Annotated in this window: 18 protein-coding genes; 10 read left to right on the forward strand and 8 right to left on the reverse strand. The window is 48.3% G+C overall.

Going from position 1 to position 26,788, the window contains the following annotated elements; translation table 11 throughout:
* The first annotated feature begins 401 nt into the window (after positions 1-401).
* Positions 402-4,982, forward strand: coding sequence for an SslE/AcfD family lipoprotein zinc metalloprotease (locus BCT27_RS10310; protein ID WP_102395747.1), 4,581 nt, complete (start codon positions 402-404; stop codon positions 4,980-4,982).
* Positions 4,983-5,059: 77 nt separating this feature from the next.
* Here the strand turns inward: BCT27_RS10310 and BCT27_RS10315 are convergent, their stop codons facing one another.
* The gene (locus BCT27_RS10315; RefSeq protein WP_102395748.1) at positions 5,060-5,854 is read right to left on the reverse strand and encodes a phospholipase A; all 795 of its coding nucleotides are present in this window, start codon (positions 5,852-5,854) and stop codon (positions 5,060-5,062) included.
* A 179-nt stretch (positions 5,855-6,033) separates the two neighbouring features.
* Here BCT27_RS10315 and BCT27_RS10320 point away from each other — a divergent pair, with 179 nt between their 5' ends.
* On the forward strand, positions 6,034-6,420 hold the full coding sequence (locus BCT27_RS10320) for a SpoIIAA family protein (RefSeq protein ID WP_102395749.1): 387 nt from the start codon (positions 6,034-6,036) through the stop codon (positions 6,418-6,420).
* Between the two features lie 110 nt (positions 6,421-6,530).
* On the opposite strand, the gene BCT27_RS10325 is transcribed toward BCT27_RS10320, so the two are convergent.
* Positions 6,531-7,346 (reverse strand): alpha/beta fold hydrolase, encoded by an 816-nt coding sequence (locus tag BCT27_RS10325; RefSeq protein WP_102395750.1) that lies wholly within the window; start codon positions 7,344-7,346, stop codon positions 6,531-6,533.
* 376 nt (positions 7,347-7,722) lie between these two features.
* On the opposite strand from BCT27_RS10325, the gene BCT27_RS10330 reads away from it, so the two are divergent.
* The gene (locus BCT27_RS10330; protein ID WP_102395751.1) at positions 7,723-8,847 is read left to right on the forward strand and encodes a M14 family metallopeptidase; all 1,125 of its coding nucleotides are present in this window, start codon (positions 7,723-7,725) and stop codon (positions 8,845-8,847) included.
* 125 nt (positions 8,848-8,972) lie between these two features.
* Here the strand turns inward: BCT27_RS10330 and glpK are convergent, their stop codons facing one another.
* Complete coding sequence (glpK, locus tag BCT27_RS10335; RefSeq protein ID WP_102390794.1) at positions 8,973-10,481, reverse strand: glycerol kinase GlpK; 1,509 nt, start codon at positions 10,479-10,481, stop codon at positions 8,973-8,975.
* Positions 10,482-10,511: 30 nt separating this feature from the next.
* Entirely contained in the window at positions 10,512-11,360 is an 849-nt protein-coding gene (locus BCT27_RS10340) for an MIP/aquaporin family protein (protein WP_102316961.1), read from the reverse strand.
* A gap of 447 nt (positions 11,361-11,807) precedes the next feature.
* Between BCT27_RS10340 and glpA the strand changes: the two genes are divergently transcribed.
* The 3 genes from glpA to glpC are packed head-to-tail and all read left to right on the forward strand — an operon-like array spanning position 11,808 to position 15,989.
* On the forward strand, positions 11,808-13,454 hold the full coding sequence (glpA, locus tag BCT27_RS10345) for an anaerobic glycerol-3-phosphate dehydrogenase subunit A (protein ID WP_102395752.1): 1,647 nt from the start codon (positions 11,808-11,810) through the stop codon (positions 13,452-13,454).
* Positions 13,441-14,757 (forward strand): glycerol-3-phosphate dehydrogenase subunit GlpB, encoded by a 1,317-nt coding sequence (gene glpB, locus BCT27_RS10350; RefSeq protein ID WP_157939235.1) that lies wholly within the window; start codon positions 13,441-13,443, stop codon positions 14,755-14,757. Before glpA ends, glpB begins: the two co-directional genes overlap by 14 nt.
* Positions 14,754-15,989, forward strand: coding sequence for an anaerobic glycerol-3-phosphate dehydrogenase subunit GlpC (gene glpC / locus BCT27_RS10355; protein WP_102395754.1), 1,236 nt, complete (start codon positions 14,754-14,756; stop codon positions 15,987-15,989). The genes glpB and glpC overlap by 4 nt, the downstream gene beginning before the upstream one ends.
* A gap of 156 nt (positions 15,990-16,145) precedes the next feature.
* On the opposite strand, the gene BCT27_RS10360 is transcribed toward glpC, so the two are convergent.
* Together BCT27_RS10360 and BCT27_RS10365 are read right to left on the reverse strand one after the other, a co-directional pair.
* A complete protein-coding gene (locus BCT27_RS10360) occupies positions 16,146-17,165 on the reverse strand; it encodes a CNNM domain-containing protein (RefSeq protein ID WP_102316982.1) in 1,020 nt (339 codons plus the stop codon).
* Positions 17,165-18,541, reverse strand: coding sequence for a hemolysin family protein (locus BCT27_RS10365; RefSeq protein WP_102316957.1), 1,377 nt, complete (start codon positions 18,539-18,541; stop codon positions 17,165-17,167). The genes BCT27_RS10360 and BCT27_RS10365 overlap by 1 nt, the downstream gene beginning before the upstream one ends.
* A 1,070-nt stretch (positions 18,542-19,611) precedes the next feature.
* On the opposite strand from BCT27_RS10365, the gene BCT27_RS10375 reads away from it, so the two are divergent.
* The 3 genes from BCT27_RS10375 (at position 19,612) to ompV (ending at position 22,529) form a co-directional block, all read left to right on the forward strand.
* Positions 19,612-20,352, forward strand: coding sequence for a response regulator (locus BCT27_RS10375; protein WP_102316956.1), 741 nt, complete (start codon positions 19,612-19,614; stop codon positions 20,350-20,352).
* Positions 20,353-20,354: 2 nt separating this feature from the next.
* Positions 20,355-21,659, forward strand: coding sequence for an ATP-binding protein (locus BCT27_RS10380; RefSeq protein WP_102395755.1), 1,305 nt, complete (start codon positions 20,355-20,357; stop codon positions 21,657-21,659).
* Positions 21,660-21,752: 93 nt separating this feature from the next.
* Positions 21,753-22,529, forward strand: a complete 777-nt coding sequence (gene ompV / locus BCT27_RS10385) for an outer membrane protein OmpV (protein ID WP_102395756.1) — start codon at positions 21,753-21,755, stop codon at positions 22,527-22,529.
* A gap of 87 nt (positions 22,530-22,616) precedes the next feature.
* On the opposite strand, the gene BCT27_RS10390 is transcribed toward ompV, so the two are convergent.
* Complete coding sequence (locus BCT27_RS10390) at positions 22,617-23,816, reverse strand: acetate/propionate family kinase (RefSeq protein WP_102395757.1); 1,200 nt, start codon at positions 23,814-23,816, stop codon at positions 22,617-22,619.
* Positions 23,817-24,120: 304 nt separating this feature from the next.
* On the reverse strand, positions 24,121-24,582 hold the full coding sequence (locus BCT27_RS10395; RefSeq protein WP_102316948.1) for a TetR family transcriptional regulator: 462 nt from the start codon (positions 24,580-24,582) through the stop codon (positions 24,121-24,123).
* 476 nt (positions 24,583-25,058) lie between these two features.
* Between BCT27_RS10395 and BCT27_RS10400 the strand changes: the two genes are divergently transcribed.
* On the forward strand, positions 25,059-26,705 hold the full coding sequence (locus BCT27_RS10400) for an AMP-binding protein (protein WP_102395758.1): 1,647 nt from the start codon (positions 25,059-25,061) through the stop codon (positions 26,703-26,705).
* Positions 26,706-26,788 lie beyond the last annotated feature (83 nt).

The following is a 26,788-nucleotide window of genomic DNA, read 5'->3' on the forward strand; positions in this document are numbered from 1 at the left end:
ATCGGAATATGAATTTTAAATACCACTAAACGTTGCACCCTCGATCTCCATCCCCCTCCATCTTACTTTTAGGTCACTTCATCTGAGTTGTATTTGACGCTAACCACTCTCACGAGACAACCATTCACGCCTGCAACCATAGATCACACCAAACGCACATGGTAACAACATGCTTATCCACCTATAACTGTTTATTTTATAACAAGTTAAAATGATTCCTGACAAAACATCACATATTCAAACAGAGATAGTTTTATTGCTTCCGCTTCCGGCGTTATTCACTGGTCAACCTCTTCATTTTGCAGTAAAACGTCTCGCATTTTTCAATTCTTATGCACTTGGTTTTCTCTCTTAATGATGTGCCTTCGCTGTTTTTGCGAATGGAAAGGACATAGACCTATATGAACAATAAAAAACTCCTCTATGTGTTGATAGCGGCTGCGCTCACCGGCTGCAATAATGATGACTCTGTCGTACTTCCAGAGCCGGAAACACCTAACCCAGAGATTCAGGAACCTGCAGCGCCAGGAATTGGTCCTGATGGTTTACCCGATATTGGTGTAAATGACCCAATTGTTGCCGGAGAGTTTTCTCTCGATAGCAACCTCATCTTCGGCAGCTCAGTTACTTGTAATGGGCAACCGGCCAACGCATTCGAATTTGAACAAAGAGAATCTGTTGCCTGTGATGTTGAAGGCATGACGTTAGCGACGTTTAACCATGTTTTCGATACACCGGAAAGACAACAGGACGGTGAAATAGTGCGTCACAAGCTGACTTTGTCTGATGCTGACGAGTTCACTGACAATCCTGACATGGCAACCAATGCGCTTGCACTCGTTCGCTCGGTGGCGGTATCGCATGAAAAGCAAATCGATTTTGATTTCACCACATCACAAGCAAAACTGGATTTCATTGCCACATACAGCAGTGACCTTGATATGGCTCCAGAGGATTTCAAGGAGCTGATTGAAGAAGCCCCTGCTGAAGAAAATCTCGTAGACAAGCTACCAAGCACCCATGTTCCAGACATTGAACCAGAAGTTACCCCAGGTACCTCTGTTGACCTTAACGCTGGATTTGTTTCTGCAGATGCCGAATCGGCTTACCAGTACACACCGAAAGAAGCCATTTTATCGAAAGCGGCAATCACCGACTCATTGGGCACACCTGTTCAAGGTTTGGCGTATTTCAGCAAGTCATCACGCGGAAAAACTGACGAAAATGGTCTGTTTGAATTTGTGTGGGGCGAATCGATCTCTTTTGGTATCGACACGTTTGAACTGGGCAGCGTCCGCGGTAATCAGACGGCATTCGAACTGTCTGATCTAGGTCCTGACCAACGTGGGCGTAACGCTGAAGCGCTGGTTAAACGTTATGGCAACACCCACCAGAGCCACATTGAAGTTTCAGAGACTGTCGAGCGCGTTTTTGCTCAGTACCCCAATGTGATTAACGAAGTCATCTCGCTGTCATTGAGTGATAAAGATACGACGTTAGACATCGGTGGCGGTCAAACCGCAACAGTGGCCGCTGAGTTTGCAAAGCAGTTCACTGAAGGGCTTGCAGCCGACATTGATGCCGCCATTTGTAACGGTGCCTGCGACAATGCATCAGCCCTCGCTTCTAGCAACGACACACGCGTTGCCTCTGACGATTTAGCGAACATCCAAGCTGACATCGACAAGCTGTGGGGTATCAATGGTGAAGAAAAGAACGGCTGGAAGCCCGTTGATGCGTTTCACGTGTTTGCAGATGCAACCAACTTCTATGGCAGTGTTGGCGCTGCGCGCGGCCAAGCTGCGGTAAATGTGTCTAACCGTGCTATCCCTATCATGATGGCAAGAAACGACAATAACTATTGGATCTCCTTCGGCGAATACAAGGCCTATGACGAAGGCGATTTGGCTTATATAACTGAGAAACCTTCCGCACAAATCGTCGATAAAGTCGGTGGTTCAACTGCTACCTATGGCCTGCCGTTTGCGAGCCTTGGCCAAATTGGGGCGGGTAAAATCATGGTGGTGGGTAACGCCCGTTACAACTCTATTTTGGTGTGCCCAACCAATTATTCATGGAACAACGCTGTTAACAGCAACGCAGAATGTGTTGGTCGCGAAGACAGTAATGACATGAAGCATTTCTTCAGCAACGTCATTCGTTACCTCACAAACCGCGCAGACAGTGAAGTCATCAATGTCGGGACAAACATTCCCTATGTGTACTTTGCAAAAGCAGGTCAGTGGGCGGGTAATCAAGCAGATTACAAGATCGCCGATGCGTTCAACGTAACGACGAATCAGTTGAGTCACTTTGACGACATCAACCCTAAAGAGATACCTCTTCTTATCATCAATGGATTTGAATACAAGTTTGGTGACGGTAGCCACTATACCCTTCCACACAGTGCCAATTTAGATAAACCAAAACTGACTCAAAAAGACGTCAACGCTTTGATCGAATACGCACGTAAAGGCGGCAGTATTCTGGTAATGGAAACCGTCACCGACACCAACAACGCAGGTGAACTGAGTCGTTTGCTCGATTCAGCAGGCATTGCATTTGGGATGGGCGGCTCTGTCGTACCAACCGGAAATGGCCCGAACGATGGCTATGCGGATCGCGTTCGCGCAAACCGTGAATACGGCCTATGGATCATTGAGCACTACGCGACAGTTGCAAATGGCGATGGTGTCGCACCAAAACTGCCATACAACATTGATAAAACCACAGGTCAAGTGACTTGGGATTTCCTAGAACAACAGAAGCCTGACGATAAGCCTGATTTGCTTACGGCATCTTATGAAGGTATTGATGACAAAGGGGAGCCTGCGACATTCAAAGCCTTCATTCGTGAAGAAGACCATTTCTATAAAGACTCTGACGGGAAATGGGTTCTGGATACGAATGGCAAGCCAACCCTCAATGAAGAATCGCTTAAAAGCGCCAAAAATGCACTTCTGAGCAAATTTGAAGTTAAAGGAAAGCGCACCTATCAAGAATGTCTGCGTTCTGATTACCACTATGAAATCAACTGTCTTGAGTATCGCCCAGGCAACGATATTCCACTAACAGGTGGTATGTCTCGCCCTATCTATACCAAGCTGAATCTCGGCAGCGAAGAAGCGAAAGCCATGATCAAAGCAGCAGATCTTGGCACCAACATCGAGCGTTTGTATCAACACGAGACCTACTTCCGCACCGGTGGCAAAGAGGGTGAACGTTTAAGCAGTGTCGATCTCAACCGCATATACAGCAACATGTCTGTGTGGCTGTGGAATGACCTTGATTACCGCTATGAATCATCCATCCCGAATGATGAGCTAGGGTTTGAGCGTTTCACCGAGTTCTTGAACTGCTATACCAGCAACGATGCAGGCGGCAACACCTCTTGCCCTGCTGAACTGTCGGAATCACTAATCCAACTCAACATGGTTTATGGCTCAGAAGCTGGCGAATATGCCGGCCAAATGAACCCAAGTTACCCGCTTAACTACATGGAAAAACCGCTAACGCGTTTGATGTTGGGCCGTTCTTACTGGGATTTAGATGTCAAAGTGGATATCCGCCAATTCCCAGGCGAACCAACAGGCTACTCTGGTGGTACTAGCAAAACCTATGACATGCGCAACCATACGGCGGCGTACTTCGCAGGAAACCGCCAAGCGACGGGGCAATGGGCAGTTGCACACCAACCTTTCACCGTAACAGTCACGGGGAATACCACGCCAGTGACCGTGACCATTGGCTTACACGATGATCTAACGGGTCGCGACAAGCATGAATTGGCATTGAAACGCCCACCTCGTATGCAGAAAAACGTGAAAGTCATGAGCACGGAAACGATTACCGTACCTTACGGTGGCCTGATCTATGTGCAAGGTGGCAGCGAGGCTGCGGTTCAAGTGAGTTTATCTGGTACCGTGGATGCACCTTTGTATGACAGCAAGCAGAAAGCATGGGTAAACGGCATCGACTCACCCGCGCCTATTGGTGATGTGGTATCGAATACCTTTGTTTACACCGCACCAAAAGCGAACATGCATGCGGAAAACTTTGGTGGTGATATCGGGAAATTTGCCGATGATCTAGACCAGTTCTCTGCAGATTTGAACGATTTCTACGGTCGAGACGAGGGCTTTGTCCAAGGCTCTGTAAACCGTGCAGCGACACACTCTGACATTCCGAACAACCGTCATGCCTTTGTGAACGACGTTGCCATCAGTATTGGTGCGGCTCACTCCGGTTATCCTGTGATGAACAGCAGCTTTAATGCCACCAGCAATGCCATGCCAACTGCACCGCTCAATGATTGGCTCATCTGGCACGAAGTGGGTCACAACGCAGCGGAAGCACCCTTTACTGTGGAAGGCGCGACCGAAGTGGCGAACAACATTGTTGGCCTTTACATGCAGCAAAAACACCTTGGCACCATGCCACGTGTTGAGCGTGATATTCGTATCGCACCTGATTTCGTTAAAGCGGAAAATGGTCATGCATGGGGAGCTGGTGGTGCGGGTGAACGTTTGTTGATGTTCGCGCAACTCAAAGAATGGGCACAGACCGAGTTTGCTATCGATAAATGGTATGAAGAAGGAAAAGTCCCTGCGTATTACAGCCAAGTAGAAGGAATGGAAGGTTTCCATTTATTCACGCTCATGCACCGCCTAACGCGAAATGCCTCAGACCCTGCGATGTCGCTTCACGGTGACAACCAATGCCGCGATCAAAACCTCGGTAAGAGCGATACCTTGATGTTGTGCGCATCGTATGCCGCACAAACGGATCTGACCGACTTCTTTGCTGCGTGGAACCCAGGCGTGGTTGCCAACATGCTTCCAGGGCAATCAACACCAAAGTACACAGGCGGTATAACGTCAGAAGGTGAAAAGGCCGTTGCAGCACTCAACTTGCCAAAACCAACGCGTAACCCACTCGCTATCAATAGCGTGACGGTGTTTACTGCGCCATCGTTTTTCTAAGCGTTAGTTCAGTGTTGGTTTAGAAAAAACAATGCCCTCTTCGGAGGGCATTTTTCTTGGTTTAACGACAGGTGAAACTAGAGATCAAACGCAACACCCAGGCCATACGCAGAATCTCTGAAATTGTAATTCGAAATCGTCAAACCGTATCCTGTCTCCGCTTTTACATACCCTCTTAGCCCCTGATAAATCGGGAAATTCCAGCTTAGGTTGTAGTAACCACGCTCGAAATCCTGGGTAAAAACGTTCCTCGTGAGCAATTTGATTTCATTATTTTGTGTCGGCAACCAGCCAAGTTCGACTTCGCCATAGCCAAGAAAATCATCAATGTCGGGGTTGTAGTTCACACTGCCAACTCTCGCCCATGGTTTGAAGCGAACAAAACCGTGCTCAAAATCATACTGAACGTCAATGTATGCGCGGTTCCAACTCACTTCGATATCGCCGCCCGCGCCATTTGATTGATGCTCAAAACCAATGGATGTCTGCCAGTTTTCAAAGGTCAGTCGGTAGAACAATTCTGGGTTGTAGTCGGAATCCCGAAAGTAGGCTGAAGAGTCATAAGCTTCCCAGTTGGAACGTTGGGTGTACGCGACATACAGCCCGTCGCCTCCTCTTCCGCTGCCTTCCTCGTTATCAAGGTTAAGCAGACGGTATTTCAAACTGATTTGGAATTGAATGAAGGTATCTTTGGCAGGCGTATCGTTCGGATTTAGCGCCTCAAAACGCGCTTGGTTCACCTTTTGCTCTTTATAGAAAGGGAGAAAATAATTATCTCGGTGAGCCGTCAGATCTTGAATGCTTGCGACGGCATGAAGAGAGACAAAGCCGACACTGAGTGCCATCACAAAAGAGCAGCGCAATACAGACATCCCTATCTCCTACATGGTGTTTTTTAAAAGGGCTTATTCGCCCTCTGCGACACCATAACAAATGCGCAGAGAATCAAATTTTTAGGGAGTATAGATAGCAATATGCCGCCTCTCTGTTTAACTAATCAGACGAAAACGTTTTTTCCTTTCTCTTTTCGACCATCAAACACAGAGGTTATATGACTACGAGCAATCATGGTTTATCTGTCGGCATTGAACGTGTAAATGGTGAGTTGTTTGTCAAGCTGTCAGTCGTGGGGAAACTTACCCATGAGGATTATGAAGTCTTCACCCCAATGCTCGATTCCGCCATCAAAGAAGTACCGAATGCCGAGGTCAACGTGGTGGTTGATCTGACACATTTTGAAGGTTGGGAGCTACGAGCAGCGTGGGACGATTTCAAACTCGGGCTCAAACACGGCAGAAATTTCAGCAAAGTCGCCATGATTGGCAGTAAGACTTGGCAGGAAGCCGCAGCCAAAGTGGGCAGTTGGTTTATCTCAGGGGAAATGAAAACCTTTTCCACAGAAGCAGAAGCCATGGCATGGATTTCGAATGATAGCTAAGTGAGAACAACATTCCCTTCGAGCGTTGAAGATCATCAAGACAACGAAGAGGCCGAACGCGATGTTCGGCCTTTTTTGTGTCTCACTATTTCATTGCTACACAGGACAATTTACGCGTGTTGTCGCGCCAAGAAATCGGAGAGATAGGCGGTTACTTTGTCCACTTGTTCAAGGTTGCTGATGTGCCCTGCACCTTGAATAACGTGATATTCGCTGCCTTTGATTTCATCGTGCATCAATTGGGATTCCAGTGGTGGGCGAGGCATATCTTGATCACCCACTAAGATGAGCGTCGGTGCAGTCAACTTGGCGATATCATCAAAGGTATCACGTCGGCCAAACACCATGCGTCCAATTCTGACCACTTGTTTTGCCTGTTCGCCTTTCAAGTTTGACAACTTCTCTCGAAACCCTGCAACGAGATCTGGCGCAGTTTCAGCTGCATTGCGAGAGAAAAACATCGGCGCAACCGTATCCACCAGCGGTGGAGCAACCATCTCTGCACTTTCAATCATGTCCATGATGGCAAAGTATTTCGCATGGGTAACTTCAGGTTCAAAGCCAATGAAGGTGTCCATCAGCACCAATGCATTGACGCGGGAAGACGCTTTAATCGCAAGCTCTGCTCCCCACATGCCTCCGACAGAAAGGCCCACGATCGAAAATGTGTCAATCTCCAGCGCATCAAGCAATGCCAATACATCCTCGGCATAATCAATCAGATTCTTCGTGCTGTCTGGAGCAAAGTCAGACGCACCGTGCGCCCAGAGATCAGGCACGATGCAGCGGTAATGCTGACTAAGCGCTTCAACTTGTGGTGTCCACATGGCACTGTCCCAAAGAAAACTATGGCCAAAAACCAAAACAGGGCCACTACCCACGTCCTGATATGCCATCTTCTTGCCACGAATGTCTAATGAATGCATGTCTACTTCCCTAACTATTTTTCTCTATGAATAAGCCCACACCCAAGCAGCCTGACGTCACAAACATTCATACGTCATAAGGCAAATCTGCTCAGTTCGGCACCTTCTGGTTATTTGAATAGCATTAAACCAGATATCCAGTAGACACAAAAACTTAAAAGAGAAATGCCCTTTCTTTGAGACATAAACGACGTAATATTAGACACTTAATTATAATGTGCTAATGAACACCGACATTAATAGCCCCATCAGAACAAGTTTTGAGCACGTAACTACGGCATTATTGATGCATCTACAATGAATGAAGGCATCCCCTTTTCGCCATCAAAAACTGTGCTAATCTCTGTGACTATCCTCAGTTGATCAGTGCATTCAAATGAAAATATTCAGCAATTTCGAAAGCGGTAACATTCAGGTTGTTAGCGCCGATACGCCCAACGATATTCAGCTCACCATTCCAGCGGATAATCAGACGGATATCGCACAATGGTTTCACTTTCGTTTGGAAACCACACCGCAAACACCGCATTCTTTTAAGATCCTAAATCTCGCAAAGTCTGCCTACCCGGAAGGTTGGAAAGACTACGATGTTGTTGCCTCTTACGACCGCGATGAATGGTTCCGTATTCCAGCAGAATTTGACGGCGACACACTGAGCTTCACCGCGATTCCAGAGTGCGGCTCGATGTACTTTGCTTACTTTGCACCTTACTCGTACGACCGCCACCAAGATCTCATTCACAGCGCACAAGTACACTACGCCTGTCAGCTAGAAACACTGGGGCAAACGCTCGATGGTAATGACATCAGCATGCTGACAATTGGTGAACCTGCCGAAGGCAAAAAGAACATTTGGGTCATCGGTCGCCAACACCCAGGGGAGACCATGGCTGAGTGGTTCATCGAAGGTTTATTGCTACGCCTTCTTGATGAAACTGACACGGTTGGACGCGCGTTGATCGACAACGCGGTGATCCGCGTGGTGCCAAACATGAATCCAGATGGCGCGATCCGTGGTCACCTGCGTACCAATGCCATTGGCGTGAACTTGAACCGCGAGTGGGCAACCCCTACGGTCGAAAAAAGCCCTGAAGTTTACTACGTGCGTGAACGCATGCTAGAAACGGGCGTGGATATGATGCTGGACATCCACGGCGATGAAGCCATCCCTTATAACTTTGTTGCGGGTAGCGAAGGCATTCCTTCCTACAGCAAAGAGTTAGAAGCGCTGGAAAATTACTTCAAACAGGCCTTGCTCACCATCACCCCAGAGTTCCAAGACGAGTTCGGGTATGACAAAGACGAACCCGGTAAAGCCAACCTTACCCTGTGTTCAAACTGGGTAGGTGAAACCTTTAAATGTTTGTCTTACACCGTTGAGATGCCCTTTAAAGATCATATCAGTCAAGCTGATGAGCTCTACGGTTGGTCGCCAGAGCGCAGCGCCATGTTCGGTCATGACATGCTAGCCGCCATTTGGGCAACGCACGACAAGCTATAACGTCGCGCGATCCCCAGTCATGCATGAGAGAAATCTCGCGCCATGAGCCAAAAAGAAAGCCCCACTCCGAGGAATGGGGCTTTTTCGTTTTAACGCGCTCGCATCAGCGAAACGTCATCGAGGCATCACTCTTCGAGTTCGGCCCAGATTTGCGCGCATTTCACCGCACGTTTCCAGCCTTTGTACCGCAGATTACGCTTCTCTTCATTGCTGTCCGGCATAAATGAACGATCAATCACTGCTTTGTTTTGCAACTCATCAATGCTCGTCCAGAAACCAACAGCAAGACCCGCCAAGTAAGCCGCACCCAGCGCGGTCACTTCAGTAACACGTGGGCGAAGTACTTCGGTATCAAGCAAATCTGCTTGGAACTGCATCAAGAAATTATTGTGAACCGCCCCACCATCGACACGCAGCGCCGAGAGGCGAATGCCAGAGTCAGCCTGCATGGCATCCAACACATCGCGTGTTTGGAACGCGATACTTTCTAAGGTTGCGCGCACAATATGGTTACCGTTTGCACCGCGGGTTAAACCCACAATGGTGCCTCGTGCGTACGCATCCCAGTATGGTGCGCCCAATCCTGTAAAGGCTGGAACCACATACACACCGTTTGAGGTATCCACTTTGGTTGCAAAATATTCCGAATCACGCGCATCGGCGATCAGCTTCATCTCATCACGCAGCCACTGAATCGAAGCACCGCCCATGAATACCGAACCTTCTAATGCATACGCAGGCTCGCCTTTAGGGCCACAGGCCAAGGTTGTCAGAAGGCCATTTTGAGACGTTACTTTCTCTTTGCCCGTGTTCATCAACAAGAAGCAGCCTGTGCCATAGGTGTTTTTCGCCTGACCGGCTTCTACACACATCTGACCGAACAACGCAGCTTGCTGATCACCTGCAATGCCAGCAATAGGAATGCGCGTGCCGCCCTTACCGCCGATATTGGTTTGGCCATAAACCTCAGAGGAACATTTCACTTCAGGCATCATGCTCGCTGGAATGCCCATTTCATCGAGGATCTTCTCATCCCACGTCATGTCGTTGATGTTAAACAGCATGGTACGAGAGGCGTTTGTGTAATCCGTCACGTGAACGCGGCCTTGGGTCATTTTCCAGACAAGCCACGTATCAACAGTACCGAACAAGAGTTTGCCCGCCTGCGCATCTTCACGTGCGCCTTCAACGTTATCTAAGATCCATTTTACTTTGGTGCCTGAGAAGTACGGGTCTAACAACAAACCTGTGTTTTCGCGAACGTATTCTTCCAATCCACGCGCTTTGAGTTCTTCACAGATCTGCGCGGTACGGCGGCATTGCCAAACAATCGCGTTATAAACCGGTTTACCCGTTTCCTTGTTCCACACAATGGTGGTTTCGCGTTGGTTGGTGATACCAATCGCCGCCACTTCGTCACTGCGGATACCTGCTTTCGTCAGTGCTTCAACCAAGGTTGAGCTTTGGGTGGCGTAAATTTCCATTGGGTCATGCTCTACCCAACCGGCTTCTGGATAAATTTGGGTAAATTCACGCTGCGAGCTGCTCACCATGTTGGCATTATGGTCCAGAACAACAGCACGAGAACTGGTGGTACCTTGGTCAAGCGCGACAATGTATTTTTTATTCGTCATTTTCACATACCCTTTGTTTTTATTCGTTATTTAGATTTGAGCAACTTCAGCTGAATCATCACATTGGTTTGGAATGGTACAACCTGTTCCAGACGTTGGCAGGAAGGTGCCAATCGCTTTCGGGTAAACCCAAGCACCAAAACACGCACCTGCAATTGGACCAAGGATTGGCACAATCAGGTAAGGCACGTCTTTCGCGCCAGACAGGGCGTAATCCCAGCCCGCAATAAAGGCAAAGAACTTAGGACCAAAATCACGCGCAGGGTTCATCGCAAAACCGGTTAGTGGGCCAAGCGAACCGCCGATGACAGCAATCAAAATACCGATCAGGAGTGGGTTCATTGCACCACGACGTGCACCGTTGTTTTCGTCACCCAGCGCCAAGATGCCAAACATCAACACCGCTGTGATGGCAAATTCCACCAAGGTTGCGCCAGCAAAGGAAAGAGATGCGTGAGGATAGGTAGAGAACACACCCGCCGTGCTTAACGCTTCAACACTGTCACGCGTGAACCCATTGGCGATCTCATAGTCTGTGAATAACGGGCTATAAAGGAAGTACACCAAGGCCGCCGCAGAGAATGCGCCTAAGAGTTGAGAGAGAATGTAAGGTGCAACTTTCGATCGATCAAAACCATGAAAACTCGCCAGTGCGATGGTCACCGCAGGGTTTAAGTGCGCACCAGAAACACCTGCCGTTAGGTAGATGGCCATAGCAACACCGAGGCCCCAAACAATACTGACCTCCCACTGCGTAAACTCAGCGTTGGTCAACACCAGTGCTGCAACGCACCCCACCCCAAAAAAGACAAGTAGCGCTGTACCTATAAACTCCGCGATACACTGACCCAGCAGTGTGTGTTGCTGGTTATTAGCCATGATGAACTCCTACTATGTGTGGTTAAAAAGCGCATTGACCTTTGCTGTCTCTTAAAGGCAACAAAGGTCAACACCCATCTCACCGTTGAGACTCAATATACGCCGAACTGGGCAAACGACTATCGGACAAAATCGCAAGTGAGCGAACGAGCACAAAAATTCATTCAATTGCTTATTTTTCTGTTATCCAGCTCAAAATTGGCCATGGCAAAAGCTCCAATCAAATACAAATAAACCATATAAATAACTTTTTAATACCCACATATCAGCATTTGAAGCCGCATCACAGACACATTAAGAATCATATGTCTCCAAAGAAAAATTTTAAACATGCACAAATAAGCGTGAACAAAATCATGCTCGTTCACGCATTTGTGTGAGTAAATTCATATCAAAACGAAAATTTCGGTGCCACAATCCGAGCATCGGACATATGAGGATTTAGACATGTCACGCTTCGAGACGGATGTGGTTATTATTGGAGGAGGCGCTACAGGTACCTCCATCTTGCGCGACTGCGCACTTCGAGGAATCAAGGCGATTTTGCTGGAGCAGGATGATCTCGCCTCAGGCACCACTGGGCGAAATCACGGCTTGTTGCACTCAGGTGCGCGCTATGCCGTGACAGACAGCCACTCCGCCATTGAATGCATAAAGGAAAACCGCATTCTCAAACGCATTGCTAAACATTGTGTTGAAGAAACCGATGGTTTGTATTTGACGCTTCCAGAAGATGACATTCACTTTCAGCCCACGTTTATCGACGCGTGCCGAAAAGCGGGCATTGAAGCCACTCGCCTGACGAGAGAAGAAGCCCTTCGTCTCGAACCTAACGCCAACCCATCACTCCTCGGTGCCGTTCGTGTACCCGATGGCACGCTTGACCCGTTCCGCTTATGCTCCGCCAACATGCTTGATGCAAAAGAGCTGGGGGGAAAAGTCTTCACGCATACCAAAGTCACGGGCCTTCTCCGAGAACAAGATCGTGTTATCGGCGTTAAGTGTTTCAACACGCGCCAGCAACAGAAATTCGAGATCTACGCGCATCAAGTCATCAATGCAGCGGGAATTTGGGGGCAAGGCATCGCGGAATACGCCGATCTTCGGATCAAGATGTTCCCAGCAAAAGGCTCACTGCTCATTCTCGATTACCGCATTAACAACGTCGTATTGAACCGTTGCCGCCCGCCTTCGGATGCCGACATTCTGGTGCCGGGCGACACCATTTCCCTGATCGGCACCACGTCAAAACACATTGATTATAAAGACATTAATGACTTACACGTCACCAGCGATGAAGTGGATATCTTGCTTGAAGAAGGCGCGAAACTCGCCCCTATCATGGCGAATAGCCGAATACTGCGCGCCTATGCCGGCGTTCGCCCGCTGGTTGCCCTCGATGATGATGGCAGCGGTAGAGACATTAGCCGTGGCATTGTTTTGCTTGATCACCAAGAGCGTGACGGGCTGGAAGGTTTCGTCACAATCACGGGAGGCAAGTTAATGACCAGCCGCTTAATGGCGGAATGGACGACTGATTTAGTGGCGAAAAAGCTTGGCAACACCACGCCATGCACCACGCATACGCGCCTATTACCAGGCGCCGCCGCGCCTTCTGCGCCAGCAAAGAAAAGCGCCAGCCTCGCTAAACCTGTTTACGAAAGCGCGGTATACCGCCACGGCGAACGCGCCGAAGCCTTTCTTAACAGTGGTAAAGGCAGTGACACCATTATCTGCGAATGTGAAATGGTGACCGCAGGCGAAATTCATTACGCCATTCAATCCTTAGACGTACACAACCTCGTGGATTTACGCCGCCGCACACGCTTAGGCATGGGGCCTTGCCAAGGCGAGTTGTGTGCCTATCGCGCAGCAAACCTGTTCCAGAAATATTCTGATGCCAACGCAGCACATCTGCTCGTCGATTTTCTTGAAGAACGCTGGAAAGGCGCAAAGCCCATCCTTTGGGGCGATGCGCTGCGCGAATCAGAATATAGCTATTGGATTTATGAAGCATTGATGGGCGGTGATGAACTTCCACCTAAAAAAGCGAATACCACAGAATTGCAGGAGAATGCTCATGTTGACGTTTGACACAATCGTAATTGGCGGTGGTTTGGCAGGCTACTGTGCAGCAATTAAACGCGCACAAGCGGGTTTCAAAACAGCATTAATCAGCCAAGGTGAAGGCAGCCTGCATTTCGCATCCGGTTCAATTGATGTGCTGGCGAAAGATCCCGATGCCTTCTTCCCAACGCGTTTTCCATTAAAAACAATTTCACAATTGCCACCACAGCATCCGCACCCTTATCGCAAAGTCGGCGCGAACGACACGCGTGCGGCGTTAAGCTGGTTTCGCGATGTCATGGAACAACAAGGTATTCCCTTCCATCAGCTTGATGAAGGCCAAAACCACTGGCGAATCACCCCTTTCGGCACACTCAAAGCTACGTGGCTTTCACAAATATTCTGCACCATGCTCGACGATGAAAAACCGCACGCGTTTGAACGTGTGATTGTCGCCAGCATTGAAGGGTTTCGCGATTTTCAAGCGGACGTCACCGCAGAAAACCTCGCCTTGCTGCCTCAATTTGCGAACACGCCAATCAAAGCCGTATCGATCATCTTACCGGAGCAGCAAACAGGCAATGAAATGCGCGCCAAACGCGCGATCGATTATGCGCGCGCGATGCGTGAACCCCGCGTGTATGACGCCATGTGCGAGCAGCTTTCTCGCTATGCGACCCCGCGCGACCTTGTGGTTCTGCCTTCAATCTTTGGTAATGGCGACGGGCAGGCCTACATGGCGCGTTTACAGCAGGACACGCAATTGCAGTTTCATGAAGTGCCGACCATGCCGCCATCCCTATTAGGTATTCGCATCTCTGACGCGCTGCACCGTGCGTTCACGCAAGCGGGCGGTACGCTTCTAAAAGGTGACAGTGTGACGGGCGCAACCCTGACCCGACATCAGGAAGGCCACCAGGTCGATTGTATTTACACCCAGAAGATGGGAGATCTTCACCTTCGAGCGAACCAGTACGTGCTTGCCAGCGGCAGTTTCTTTAGCCGAGGCTTAATTGCTACACCAAACCGCATCTACGAACCTGTCTTTGGCCTCGATATCGCCGCACCAGAAAGCAGAGACGATTGGTACAACCCGCGTTTCCTTGATGCTCAACCCTATATCAGTAGCGGTGTCGTGACCAATGATCACCTTCAGCCCGCCATTCAAGGTGACACCGTGATCAACCTGCATTGCATTGGCGGCGTACTAGGAGGATTTGATCCCGTGAAAGAGGGCTCCGGCGGCGGCGTGTCGATCGCCACCGGCTATGCCGTCGCGACGTGGCAACCCGTAAAAGAAGAAACAGCAGAATTAGAGGCCATGGTATGAACACAGCCCTTCAGAATCCGAAACAACGCATTCCGCAGCAACACACAAACTTCGAGCAATGCCTGAAGTGCACGGTATGCACCGTTTATTGCCCCGTCGCCAAAGCGAATCCTCTTTATCCTGGGCCAAAACAATGTGGCCCTGATGGCGAACGCCTGCGTTTGAAAGATGCCACCTACTATGACGACGCACTAAAGCTTTGTACTAACTGCAAACGCTGCGAAACCGCCTGTCCGTCAGGGGTGAACATTGGCGATATCATTGCTGTTGCGCGTAAAAATCATGAAAAAGCGCCGGTAAGCCCGAAGCGTTTACGCGATTATGTATTGAGCCACACCGATCTGTTCGGCTCAATTTCTGCCCCCCTCGCGCCAGTTGTGAATACCCTCACCAGCGTTAAGCCCGTTAAAAAGCTCATGCACCATATGGTGGGCATCGACGAACATAAATCACTGCCGAAATACAGCCGCACCTCTTTTCGCAAATGGTTTGCCGCTCAAACCGAATCCCAGAAACAATTCGATGAACAAGTCTGCTTCTTCCATGGCTGCTATGTGAATTACAACAACCCTCAACAAGGAAAAGACTTCGTCAACGTAATGAATGCCATGGGGGTGGGTGTTCAATTGCTGAAAAAAGAGAGCTGTTGTGGCGTGCCGCTCATTGCTAACGGCTATTTCAAAAAAGCGGAGAAAAACGCACAAAGTAACGTGAAGGCGATGCGTGACTTACCGTCGCCGATGCCTGTGCTCTCAACATCATCCACCTGTGCGTTTACGTTAAAGCAAGAATACCCACACGTGCTCGACGTAGATAACAGCGCCGTGGCTGACCAAATTTTCTATGTCACGCGCTACCTATTAAAACGCGTGATGGAAGGAAAGAAACTCAATCTGAAATCGACGCCGTTACGCGTGCTTTATCACACGCCTTGCCATCTAGAGCGAAGCGGCAACGTCATTTTCACCTTGGAACTGCTCAAACTGATCCCAGATTTGGACTTGGTGGTGTTAGACAGCCAATGTTGCGGCAGCGCGGGGACGTATGGCTTCAAATCAGAAAACTATGAGACGTCAATGAAGATTGGCCAATCCTTGTTCGAACAAGTCCGCGCGCAAGAGGCAGACTTCATCGTGTCTGATTGCGAAACCTGCAAATGGCAATTGGATGAAAACACCCAACTTGAAACGCTGCATCCCATCACGTTACTGGCGAGAGCGCTTGCCGATTAAAGACGAAACCTAACGACGTCTGAAACGTTACCGTTCTGGATAAACGTCCTCACCGGATAAAATGCAAAAAGCCCAAACATTGCTGTTTGGGCTTTTTCTAGCGCTTTTTCATTCTCATCACCCTTCGCAACGTGGGCGTGAAAATGACAAATAAACCTATTGCTGAATCGATGTCGTCGGCAGAACGCATTTCAAGATATCTGCCAAGGTCACTACACCGATCATCTTGTCGCCCTTGCTCACTACCGCTAACTGAACGCTCGCTTCACGCATGCGTGCCAGTGCCTCATAAACAGGCGTGTTTGCATCCAGCACATAAGCCTTACGCGCAACCTCTCGAGCAGGTCTATCCGCAGGCTCTAACAAGGTATCTCGCACATGAACAACAAGTGGTTTCAAACCACGTTTTCCAAATACAAGAATACGTAGATGGCCCGATGTCATCGCCGCGGCACGTACATCGGCAACCGTTGCATGTTTATCAACGTGCGCCATCACCTGTCCTTCTGTCACCAAGGTTTCAACCGGAATGGTACTCAGATCGATAAGGCCCGAGAGTTGCTTTTGGATGTTCGGCTTCAGCGTACCCACTTTGCCAGAATGCTCAACGAGCTGGCGAATGGTATCAACGTTTTGCCCACCAACCGCCGCACTTTCATAAGGTTCAACGCCTGACGCTTTCACCAAATGGTTTGCAATGCGGTTAATCCAGTTCAGCAACGGACGCAGCGGCCAAACGTAAGCGCGAGCAACAATACCAATGGCAAGCGCTGACTTTTCCGGGTGCGCAATAGACCAAGATTTTGGTGCCATTTCTCCCACAACGAGGTGAAGGAAAGTAACAACAAACAGTGCAAAACCAAACGATGCACCACCCGCTGCCCATTCCGGCAAACCCATAGCAAGAAAGACAGGGCTAACCCACACATCAACCGCTGGTTTTGTAATAGCACCCAACGCAAAGGTACAGAATGTAATACCAAGCTGAGCACCCGCCAGCATCAGAGTGAGATCATTCATGCCACGCAATGCTGCACGCGCTGAGGCACTTTCCACCGCCATCTCTTCTAGGCGGTGACGACGAGCACCCATCAAGGCAAACTCGATAATAACGAAGAAGCCGCTCAGAACGATGAGGGCAGTTGTCACGAGTGTGACAATCAACGGATCGGTCATCATTCTTCACCCTCCTCAACAAGATTCTCTACCAGCTTCACTCGCACTTCTGTCGGCACATGTCGCTCAATACGCAATACTTCAACCTCTAGGTGACGCTTGAACAGTTCGCCTGAAGCGAATTCTGAAGGATCGACAGGCAGTTCGATATTGACTGTCTCTCCCTCTGCTGGAAGCGCGCCGCGCTCAGAGATCAACATACCTGCGATGGTTTCGACATCGCCTCTTGGCAGATCATAACCAATGGCACGTTCCACTTCGTCGATGTGAACATCCCCTTCCATCAACCAAATGTTGTCACTTTCAGAGACAACGGCTTCACCGCTATCTGCATCGTGTTCATCAGTGATTTCACCAACGATCTCCATCGCCAAATCTTCAATGGTCAGCACACCCGCAAAACCGCCGTATTCATCGATAACACAGGCCAACTGATTAGTTGACGTGACAAGTTGATCAAGTGCGTCAGGCAGGCGCATCAAGGTCGGCAAAACGATGGCAGGACGCATGACCGTCTCAACAGTGTCGTCTGTATTGCCCGCATCGACATGCGCTAACACATCCGAAAGATGTACAACGCCCACAGGCGCATCATCATCATTAATCACAGGATAACGTGTATGTGCTTGTGCCATCAGAGACAGAAGCTCGGTCAGTGTGGTTTCCGGCTCAACCCAATCCACCTGCGAGCGAGGCACCATGGCGTGTTCAACGTCGCGCTCAGGAAAATCAAGGATACGATCCATCATCAGCGACAACTCGACGGCCAAGTCACCACTTTCGCGCGAGTTCGCGATGATATGGTGTAAATCTTCTTCTGAAGCACTCACGTCAAGATCGTGAACAGGTTCAATGCGAACTGCCCGCAGAAGAAGGTTGGCTGATTTGTCGAAGAAGCTGATGATCCAGCCGAACGCTGACATGTAGATCAGTGTTGAGCGAGACATCATACGAGACATCGGCTCGGCGTTAGCAATCGCCAAGTTTTTAGGATAAAGCTCACCAAAAATCATTTGAACGACCATCGCCACGGCCAAGGTGACAATCGTACCGATCGCAATACCCGTTTCGAGCGACAGCCCGAAGCTTTGCAATATAACGCCCATTGATTGACCGACCAGCGGTTCGGCAACAAAGCCCAGAACAAGGCCAGTCACTGTGATGCCAAGCTGGGCACCAGACAGCATGAAACTGGTTCGTTTGGTGACGGCTAGAGCGCGTTTTGCGGCTTCATCGCCAGTGGCTGCTAACGTCGCGAGTCTTGCTCGGTCAACGGCCATGTACGCGAACTCTTGCGCAACGAAATAGCCGTTTGCTCCAATGATCGCCAAGATAAGAAAAATGCCAAATAGCAGGGTGAGAAGGGGCTCAATCATTGTCGTGCTCTCCCTTGATAACTAAAGACCAAGAACGGTTTACACAATTGATTCGAGGAGGGGTCCACACAGTATTCCTAATGTAATAACAGGATGCGCAGTATATTTCCGCCGAAATAGAAGAGTCTAGACAATATTCGCGTAGCAACGAGTTGGTTCATAGAGACTAGAGGGCTGGCCAATCACGGCTCAACGCAGGAAATACAATACAATCAATGCATTCATCGTGTTTCTAGGCGCCCTTTCGAGCATCAATTTTCGTTACCGTCCGTTACAAAATATCTGCACACAACGTATGGTTTTTGTGCAAAAGGACTGCTTGATCGCATACGAAATGGCGCTGACCTGCTTTATCTTTTTTACTCTAGCCATCTACACAGGCATCTCGTCGGGCTTGAACTTGCCTTATCTGTCGCATCTGAGGAGTACATAAGGGGGCTTTATTACGACGTGGAGACATAAAGAGGCAAGTGGCTATAGCCGATAAGTTTGTCCGTTAATCTCATCGGCGACGGAAAGTAGCGTTGTCGTAAAAATCAGTATTTATTGATGGGTGCTTGCTGTGTATTGATTGTGCTTTGCTCTTTGACGTGGAGTTCCACATAAAGGGGAACCGAAACGCCAGCAATGGCTATAACAACAATTAAAGACATCAACCACTTTGGGGTTGTTGGCATATAGCTAACACGCGCGTAGCTTAGCGTTAAATATGTGATCGCAACAAAGCCAGCAAGCATACTGCAGGCTAAAACGTAGTCATTTGTGATTACCGCTAACATAAATTGTGAAATGTTCATTGAATTTGGGGTCTGCATTTATTTGGGGGCGAGATGGTAATTTTTTGTGACTCAAATCACAAGAATATATTCATGCAAAATCCAAAAACGGTGTTTGGCATCAATCAACGCTTGGTTGGGCGTCTCTTTTTGTCAACATTTTCAACCCTGTCAACGGACGAACTTTCTTTACCTTTTTATCCCTAATTTAAAAATTAATAACCACTCAACACCGAAGGCTGTGCTAAAACAATTTGTGGATCATATTGTTTACATGAATATTAAGGACGTCAGATGGCACCTACTCCCCGTCTTTTCATTGTTGAAGATGACGCTAAACTTCGTCAGCTTCTGTCTTCTTATTTCAAAGAACAAGACTTTGACGTTAAGGCATTTGAACAAGGCGAGAGTGCGATTGAAGCTATTTTAACGGAGCAGCCCGACGTCGTAATGTTGGATCTCATGCTGCCTGACATCGATGGCCTGACAATTTGCCGACAGATCCGCCCACAGTTTTCTGGCAAAGTACTCATGCTGACAGCCAGTGATGATGATTTTGACCACGTGGCTGCGCTGGAAATCGGTGCTGATGATTTTGTTACCAAACCGATAAAACCGAGAGTGTTACTGGCTCGGTTACGCGCGTTACTCCGTCGAACTGACATTCAGCCCAAAACAGCGGAACACGCGTCATCACTCGCGCAAAACACGCTGGCTTATGGCAATTTATCGCTGAATAAATCTCGAAAATGGTGTGTGTTGGCAGATAAGCATGTTCCCTTATCAGACAGTGAATTTGATCTTCTATGGTTACTTGCAGAATCAGCAGATCAGGTGTTATCGCGAGATACACTAACCCTTGCAGTAAGAGGCATTGAATACGATGGATTGGATCGCACCGTTGACAACAAAGTGGTCAGTTTGCGCAAAAAACTAGGAGACAACCCCTCCTTGCCCTGTCGCATCATTACCGTCAGGGGAAAGGGCTACCTTTTTGTGCCTGATGCCTGGCACGACTCTCAACATAATGTGTGACTATGTGGCGAATTTATATCGAATCATTTATCGGACTGTTTTTTCTCTTTATTGTCAGTCTGTTTGCCTTTGATTTCTTTGTCTACCAACTCAATCCAGATTATGACTATGTGCTGGAGGATATGCAGGCTGCTGCCCTTCACCATGTCATCAACACCTTGTCTGAGCCTCAGGGCAGCGAGTTTACGGCGCAATTACTCACCAACTATGCCGAATCAACAGCCAGTACATTGAACATAGTGTCCGTGGATCTCGTGCCTCAAGAGGTGCAAAACTACTTTGCACAAAGTCCACCACCCCACCCTTTTTCCTTTTATGACGAAGATCGGGCGCTGTGGCTCACCTTTCCTGATTCAAGCACTTTCTATCATATCGCCCCTGATCAAACCGCACAGGTCAGACAGAAGATTGAATTTAGTGATGCACTGTTTTTTGTGTTCACCGCCATAGGTTTCTTAATTTACTCCAGCTGGATCATCTGGTTTATCGGTCGCAGAATGCGCGCCTTGCAGCATGCCACAGCGGAATTCGCTAAAGGTAACTTAAGCGTTCGAGCCCCCACTAACAGTGGTAGCAAAGTGGGTAAGATGAACGAAAGCTTCAATGAAATGGCGGACAAAATATCCCGACTCATTACCAGCAACCGCTCTCTTACCCAAGCCGTCGCACATGACCTTCGGACACCGATCTTTCGTATTCAATGGCAGGCAGAAATTCTCCATGAAGAGGCCAAGTCACCGGCACTAAAGCAAAAACTTGCCAGCATTATCGAAGACACAGAGGAGATGGAGCAGTTGGTCGATGCACTGCTTTATTTCGCTAAAATGGGCCGTCAGGACGCACCGCTCAGCAAAGAAAACATTGTAGCTCAACCGTTTATCGAGCATTTGGTTAAGCGCCTACCGAACCCCGAAAACCGTCAAATGGACATATTGGTTGACCCTAACATATCGTTTATTGCCGACAAAACCTTGCTCAAACGGGCGATTGACAACGTGCTCGTCAATGCCATGAGGTATTCCGTATCAAGGGTAACAGTGCATTGCTCTCAAGATGCGCAAACCGTTAAGATCATCATTGAAGATGATGGCCCCGGCGTACCAAAACAATTTCGTGAGCGCATTTTTGAGCCCTTTTTTAGCGTTGACCCATCAAGAAACAAAGCGAACATGGGACACGGGTTAGGACTGGCTATCGTGAAACTAATCGTAGAGAAACATCGTGGTTTCGCCACCTTTGAAGAAAATCCCACCGGTGGAGCCAAGCTCGTTCTCACCTTTCCAAACCATGACGCTGACAATCAATGACAAAGTCACCACAAACAAAGGACACACTGATCCTTTTGTCAGCATGAGTGATTTTGTACGGTGTACACAAGACGCATAACTCAGGACAGCATCATGAAAAACATTATCGTTTTATGTTCTACCCTTGCCGCAGCTTCTGCCGTTCATGCCGCAGGCGACACGTATATTTTAAACGGTGGTATCTACACCAAACAAAACACATGGATAGCGGAGGTGGGCGCAGCGGGTGTCAGCGATCTCTATAAGGAACAAGATAACTCTGTCGTTCCCTTGTTGAACTTTGGCTACCACGGTGAAAACCTAAATGTCGATTTTAGTGGCGCAAACTATCGTGTCTACGGCACAGACAGTGATTGGGTCAACCTTGGGGTTATCATGACCACATCAGGCATCGCCTATGACAAAGACACCTCAGACTTCCTAAAAGGCATGGATGACCGAAACTTGAGCCTCGATCTCGGCGTAAATGCAGATTTCAGAGCCGGTACAGGCGTGATATCCACCTATTTCCAACACGATGTTTCCGGTGCTTATAAAGGGTATGTTGCTGGCGCGAGATACTTCGACATCTTTCCCATTGGCGATGCCGATTTTGTTTCTTTCGCAGGTGTGATGCTGCAAAGCAAAGACTTTGTTGATTACTATTTTGGCGTGAATCAAAACGAAGCGCGGGTCAATCGCCCAGCCTACAGCGGCGAAAGCAGTGTCGCTTATGAGGTGGGGTACAAGCTGATTTATCCGTTCAGCGACAACTGGAATCTCACGCAGTCAACGCAATACACACGTTTAGGCGACGAAGTTGCTGATTCTCCCATTGTTGACAGTGAAGACCAATGGATGGTTGGTGCAACCGTGGCCTACCATTTCTAACATGCTCTACTCTGATTGTTCTTCGATGGAATAAAAAAAGCCGCAGACTCTCGTCAGCGGCTTTTTTAGCAATTCTATTCTTACTAATTACTTCGCAAAATCAGCTGCTTGTGACGCGATAACGAATTCTTCGTTAGTTGGAATAACCAACACTTGTGCACCTAGCATTTCAGACGCACCGATAACGCCTGCGTTTCCGAAACGCGCCGCTTCGTTGCCAGCAACGTCTTCAACAAAACCAAGCAGTTTTAGGTTTTTCAGAATTTCACGACGAATAGGCAGTGAGTTTTCACCAATGCCGCCCGTAAAGATAACGGCATCTAGGCTATCCAATGGGATCATGTAAGAACCGATGAATTTCGCCACACGGTAAGTGAAGACTTCAAACGCCAGTTTCGCACCTTCATGACCGCTTTCCATGGCTTCAAGGATGCCACGTGCGTCAGACGTCAAACCAGAAACGCCCAAGAAACCCGATTTCTTGTTCAATGTGTCGAACACTTGCTCATGCGTCCAACCTTTCTTCATCAAGAATTCAATGATACCTGGATCAAGGTCACCAGAACGCGTGCCCATCATCAAACCAGCCAGTGGCGTAAAGCCCATCGACGTATCAACAGATTCGCCGTTGCGAATTGCAGACACAGACGCACCGTTACCAAGGTGAACCGAAATGAAACTCGTTTCTTCAATGGGCTTATTCACCATTTTGGCGGCTTCACGGCTTACGTAGTAGTGGCTTGTACCGTGGAAACCGTAACGACGAATACCGTATTCTTTGTAAAGCTCATTACAAATAGCACCCGTAAAGGCTTTTTGTGGCATGGTCTGGTGGAATGCAGTGTCGAACACCGCCACCTGAGGCAATGCAGGGAATGCTTTCATTGCTGCACGAATACCCATTACGTTCGCTGGGTTGTGCAGTGGCGCAAGGTCGCTGAGGGCGTCAATGTCATTCACCACACTGTCATTCAGCAATGTTGCTTGTGCAAATTTTTCGCCGCCATGAACAACGCGGTGACCGATCGCTACGAGCTGATCGTTCACGTTCATGCTTTCAACCAATTCAACGATAAGCTCAACCGCTTTTTCGTGATGATTACCACCTTGCTCGAACATGAGCTCTTGTTTGTCTTGTCCGTCACGCTTCCAGCTAATGCGCGCATCTTCCAGACCAAAACACTCACCAAGACCAGACAACATTGCTGCGCCTGTTTGTGCGTCCATCAGTGCGAATTTAAGGGAAGAACTGCCGGCGTTCAGGACTAGTACTAATGAATTGCTCATGAAAACTCTCATTGGGAAAAGGAGGTAAATCTAGATTTCGGATTCCGAAGCGCCCATTATTAAATTAAATTTGAACTATTCAACTTAAATTTGGGTGATTGAATAGTTTTTGGCTATTTACTGTTTCAGATCAATTTAGTTGTGAAAAATGTGGTTAAAAAACGTCATTTTGTAAATCATCCGTCAAAGAATGGAATAAAAAAAGACGCTCGAGATGAGCGTCTTTTTTCCAGTGTCAGCGGCGAGAGCTTACGAGGTCGGGAGAGTATTCGCTCTCGTGTTAATGTGTCTTAAATGGCAAAAATTACGCCATGGTCAGCAGAGACTTTCCTAACAACCACTCAAATTCTTTTTCAAAGTCGTCACCATAGCGATCGCAGCAAAGTGAATGCAGCTTTTTACTCGCATGGCTTGTAAATTCCTGCGCGTTTTCTGAGGAGACCGTATGAAGGAAGAACAAGCGCAGTACGGCGGTAAAACGGTTATCTGATCGCAATGCGTTCAACCAGCTGTCTATGAAGCTGCGTTTATCACCATCGAGGTCTAAGCGGTCAATCAAAATCCCTAGCAGCCTATCATCCAGACGTGTGATGAAATCGGTTTTCTTGGGAAAGTGATGGCTTATCCCTGTTCGTGAAATCCCTGTTTGCTGGCTCAATGTGGTGTAAGACATTCTGTCATACCCCAAAGTAACGAGTTGATCGACCACGGCATCTAGGATCAGTCGAATCGTTACTTCAGTATCTTCTTTGCTTCTCTTTGGCATATCTCTAATCCCTGTTTCCTGGCTTCCATATGGAGTAAGTGCAGGCTTCAGAACGTCCGACCTCTCTGCGACCAGCACGCGCGCTGTTGAGTGAATAGTATTTTTAGGCGCGCATTTGCTTTTTGTTTTAGCGGAAATCGAGGGGAATTTACCGACCACCCATCGTTAACTCGCGATCTTAAAGATAGTACATATGTCTATTATATGAGCGTATAGTTCGCGAAATTGTAAGAAGCGTGAAGCGAGTAAGGTTTGAGGCGGGAGATTGTCAGGTGAATCGATAACACCATGAAACCAAGGTGTTATTCTTTGTATGAGTGCACAAATGTCAATGCGTCTTCGTTACCAGCTTCAAAATTTGAACAAGCGTTTGAAAGAACAACTTGACCAAACCATGGCTCGAATCTTAGTTTAACAACTCAATAACATATAATTAGAACGATTAACCTCTTCCCTTCAGTTATACGGGGTCCGTTATGGGTCAACCAAAACCATATCAACAAATGCTGCGATGGGCTGATGAACGCCCTGATGAAATCTTTCTACGACAAATCATCAATCGCCAATTTACAGACTTCACATACTCAGACGCCGTCGATCAGGCACTGAGGATCGTTACGGCCTTACGTGGAATGGGCTTAGAACCGGGTGACAAAGTCGGTCTAATCTCAAAAAACTGTGCCGAATGGTTCATTGCTGATTTGGCAATGATGTTGGGAAGCTATGTTAGCGTACCGATTTTCCCAACCGCCGGTGAAGATACCATTGGCCATGTGCTTGACCACAGTGAGGCAAAAGCCCTCTTTGTTGGCAAGCTCGACGACACAAAAGCGCTGAAAGACACCTTGGTCTCACGCAGCAACCTACAAACCATCGCCATGCCCTACCCGACTATCAACTGTGGGTATGATTGGTCAGATTTGGTGGCGCAGCATGAGCGAGCGGACGTGAACCCTGAGCATGCTGACGACGACTTGATGTCGATTGTGTACACCTCAGGTACATCAGGCTTACCCAAAGGCGCAATGTTGACCTATGGTGCTTTCGCTTGGTCTGCACAGCGTCTCATAGACCACATCGGCATGATTGGTGGCGAACGCTTGTTCTCTTACTTGCCGCTGGCACACATCACAGAGCGCGTCTACATCATGGGCTCTGCGATGATGTCTGGTATTTGTACTGCATTCCCTGAATCACTCGATACCTTTATCGATGATGTGAAAATGCAGCAACCAACGCTGTTTATCTCAGTGCCTCGCTTGTGGACGTTGTTCCAGCAACGTATTCAGCAAAAACTGCCAGACGGCAAACTGAACTTGCTACTCAGCATTCCTTTCGTGTCGGGTTTGATTAAGAAGAAAGTCGCCAAAAACCTAGGTCTCGACCAAGCCCGCGTGCTGGGTTGTGGCTCTGCGCCTGTTTCTGCCGCGCTGTTGCGTTGGTATGAACGTCTTGGATTAAACATCACAGAAGCCTGGGGCATGACAGAATCATTTGCCTATAGCACACTGAACTATCCGTTCCGTGCCGACAAAATCGGTACTGTGGGCAATGCAGGCCCTGGGATTGATATTAAAATTGCCGCTGATGGCGAAATTCTTGTCAGTGGTGAAGGCTTGTTTGCTGGCTATTACAAGAATCCCGAGGCGTCTGCTGAGACTGTCATTGATGGTTGGCTTCACACCGGTGATATCGGTGACTTAGATAGCGAAGGCTTCCTCAGTATTCAAGGCCGCAAGAACGACACCTTTAAGACTGCCAAAGGGAAATTTGTCAGCCCTGTGCCGATCGAAAAACGTTTGTTTGAACTCAGTAACATCGAAATGATGTGTCTCGTGGGCTCAGGCATGCCAGGCCCTGTATTGCTTGCTCTGCCTCAAGAATTTCCAAACTTCGACCCAGAACGCTATGAGCGTCGCTTAAAACGCATCATCGACACCATTAACGGTGAATTAGAAGCACACGCAAAAATTAAGGGTGTGCTGCTAATCAAAGAACCGTGGAGCGTTGAAAATGGCTTGCTCACGCCAACGTTGAAGATCCGTCGCCACTTGATCGAGAAGAAGTATCACGATCTGGGCGCGACATGGCCATCAGACAAATTGGTGCAATGGGAAGAATAACGCTCTCTCGCTAATCCTTTTCAAATCAAAGCGGACTGATAGGTCCGCTTTCTTTTTGTTGGCGATGAATTCACTCACACTGA

Origin of the sequence: Enterovibrio norvegicus, from assembly GCF_002876705.1 — a bacterium.
Lineage (GTDB): Bacteria > Pseudomonadota > Gammaproteobacteria > Enterobacterales > Vibrionaceae > Enterovibrio > Enterovibrio norvegicus_B.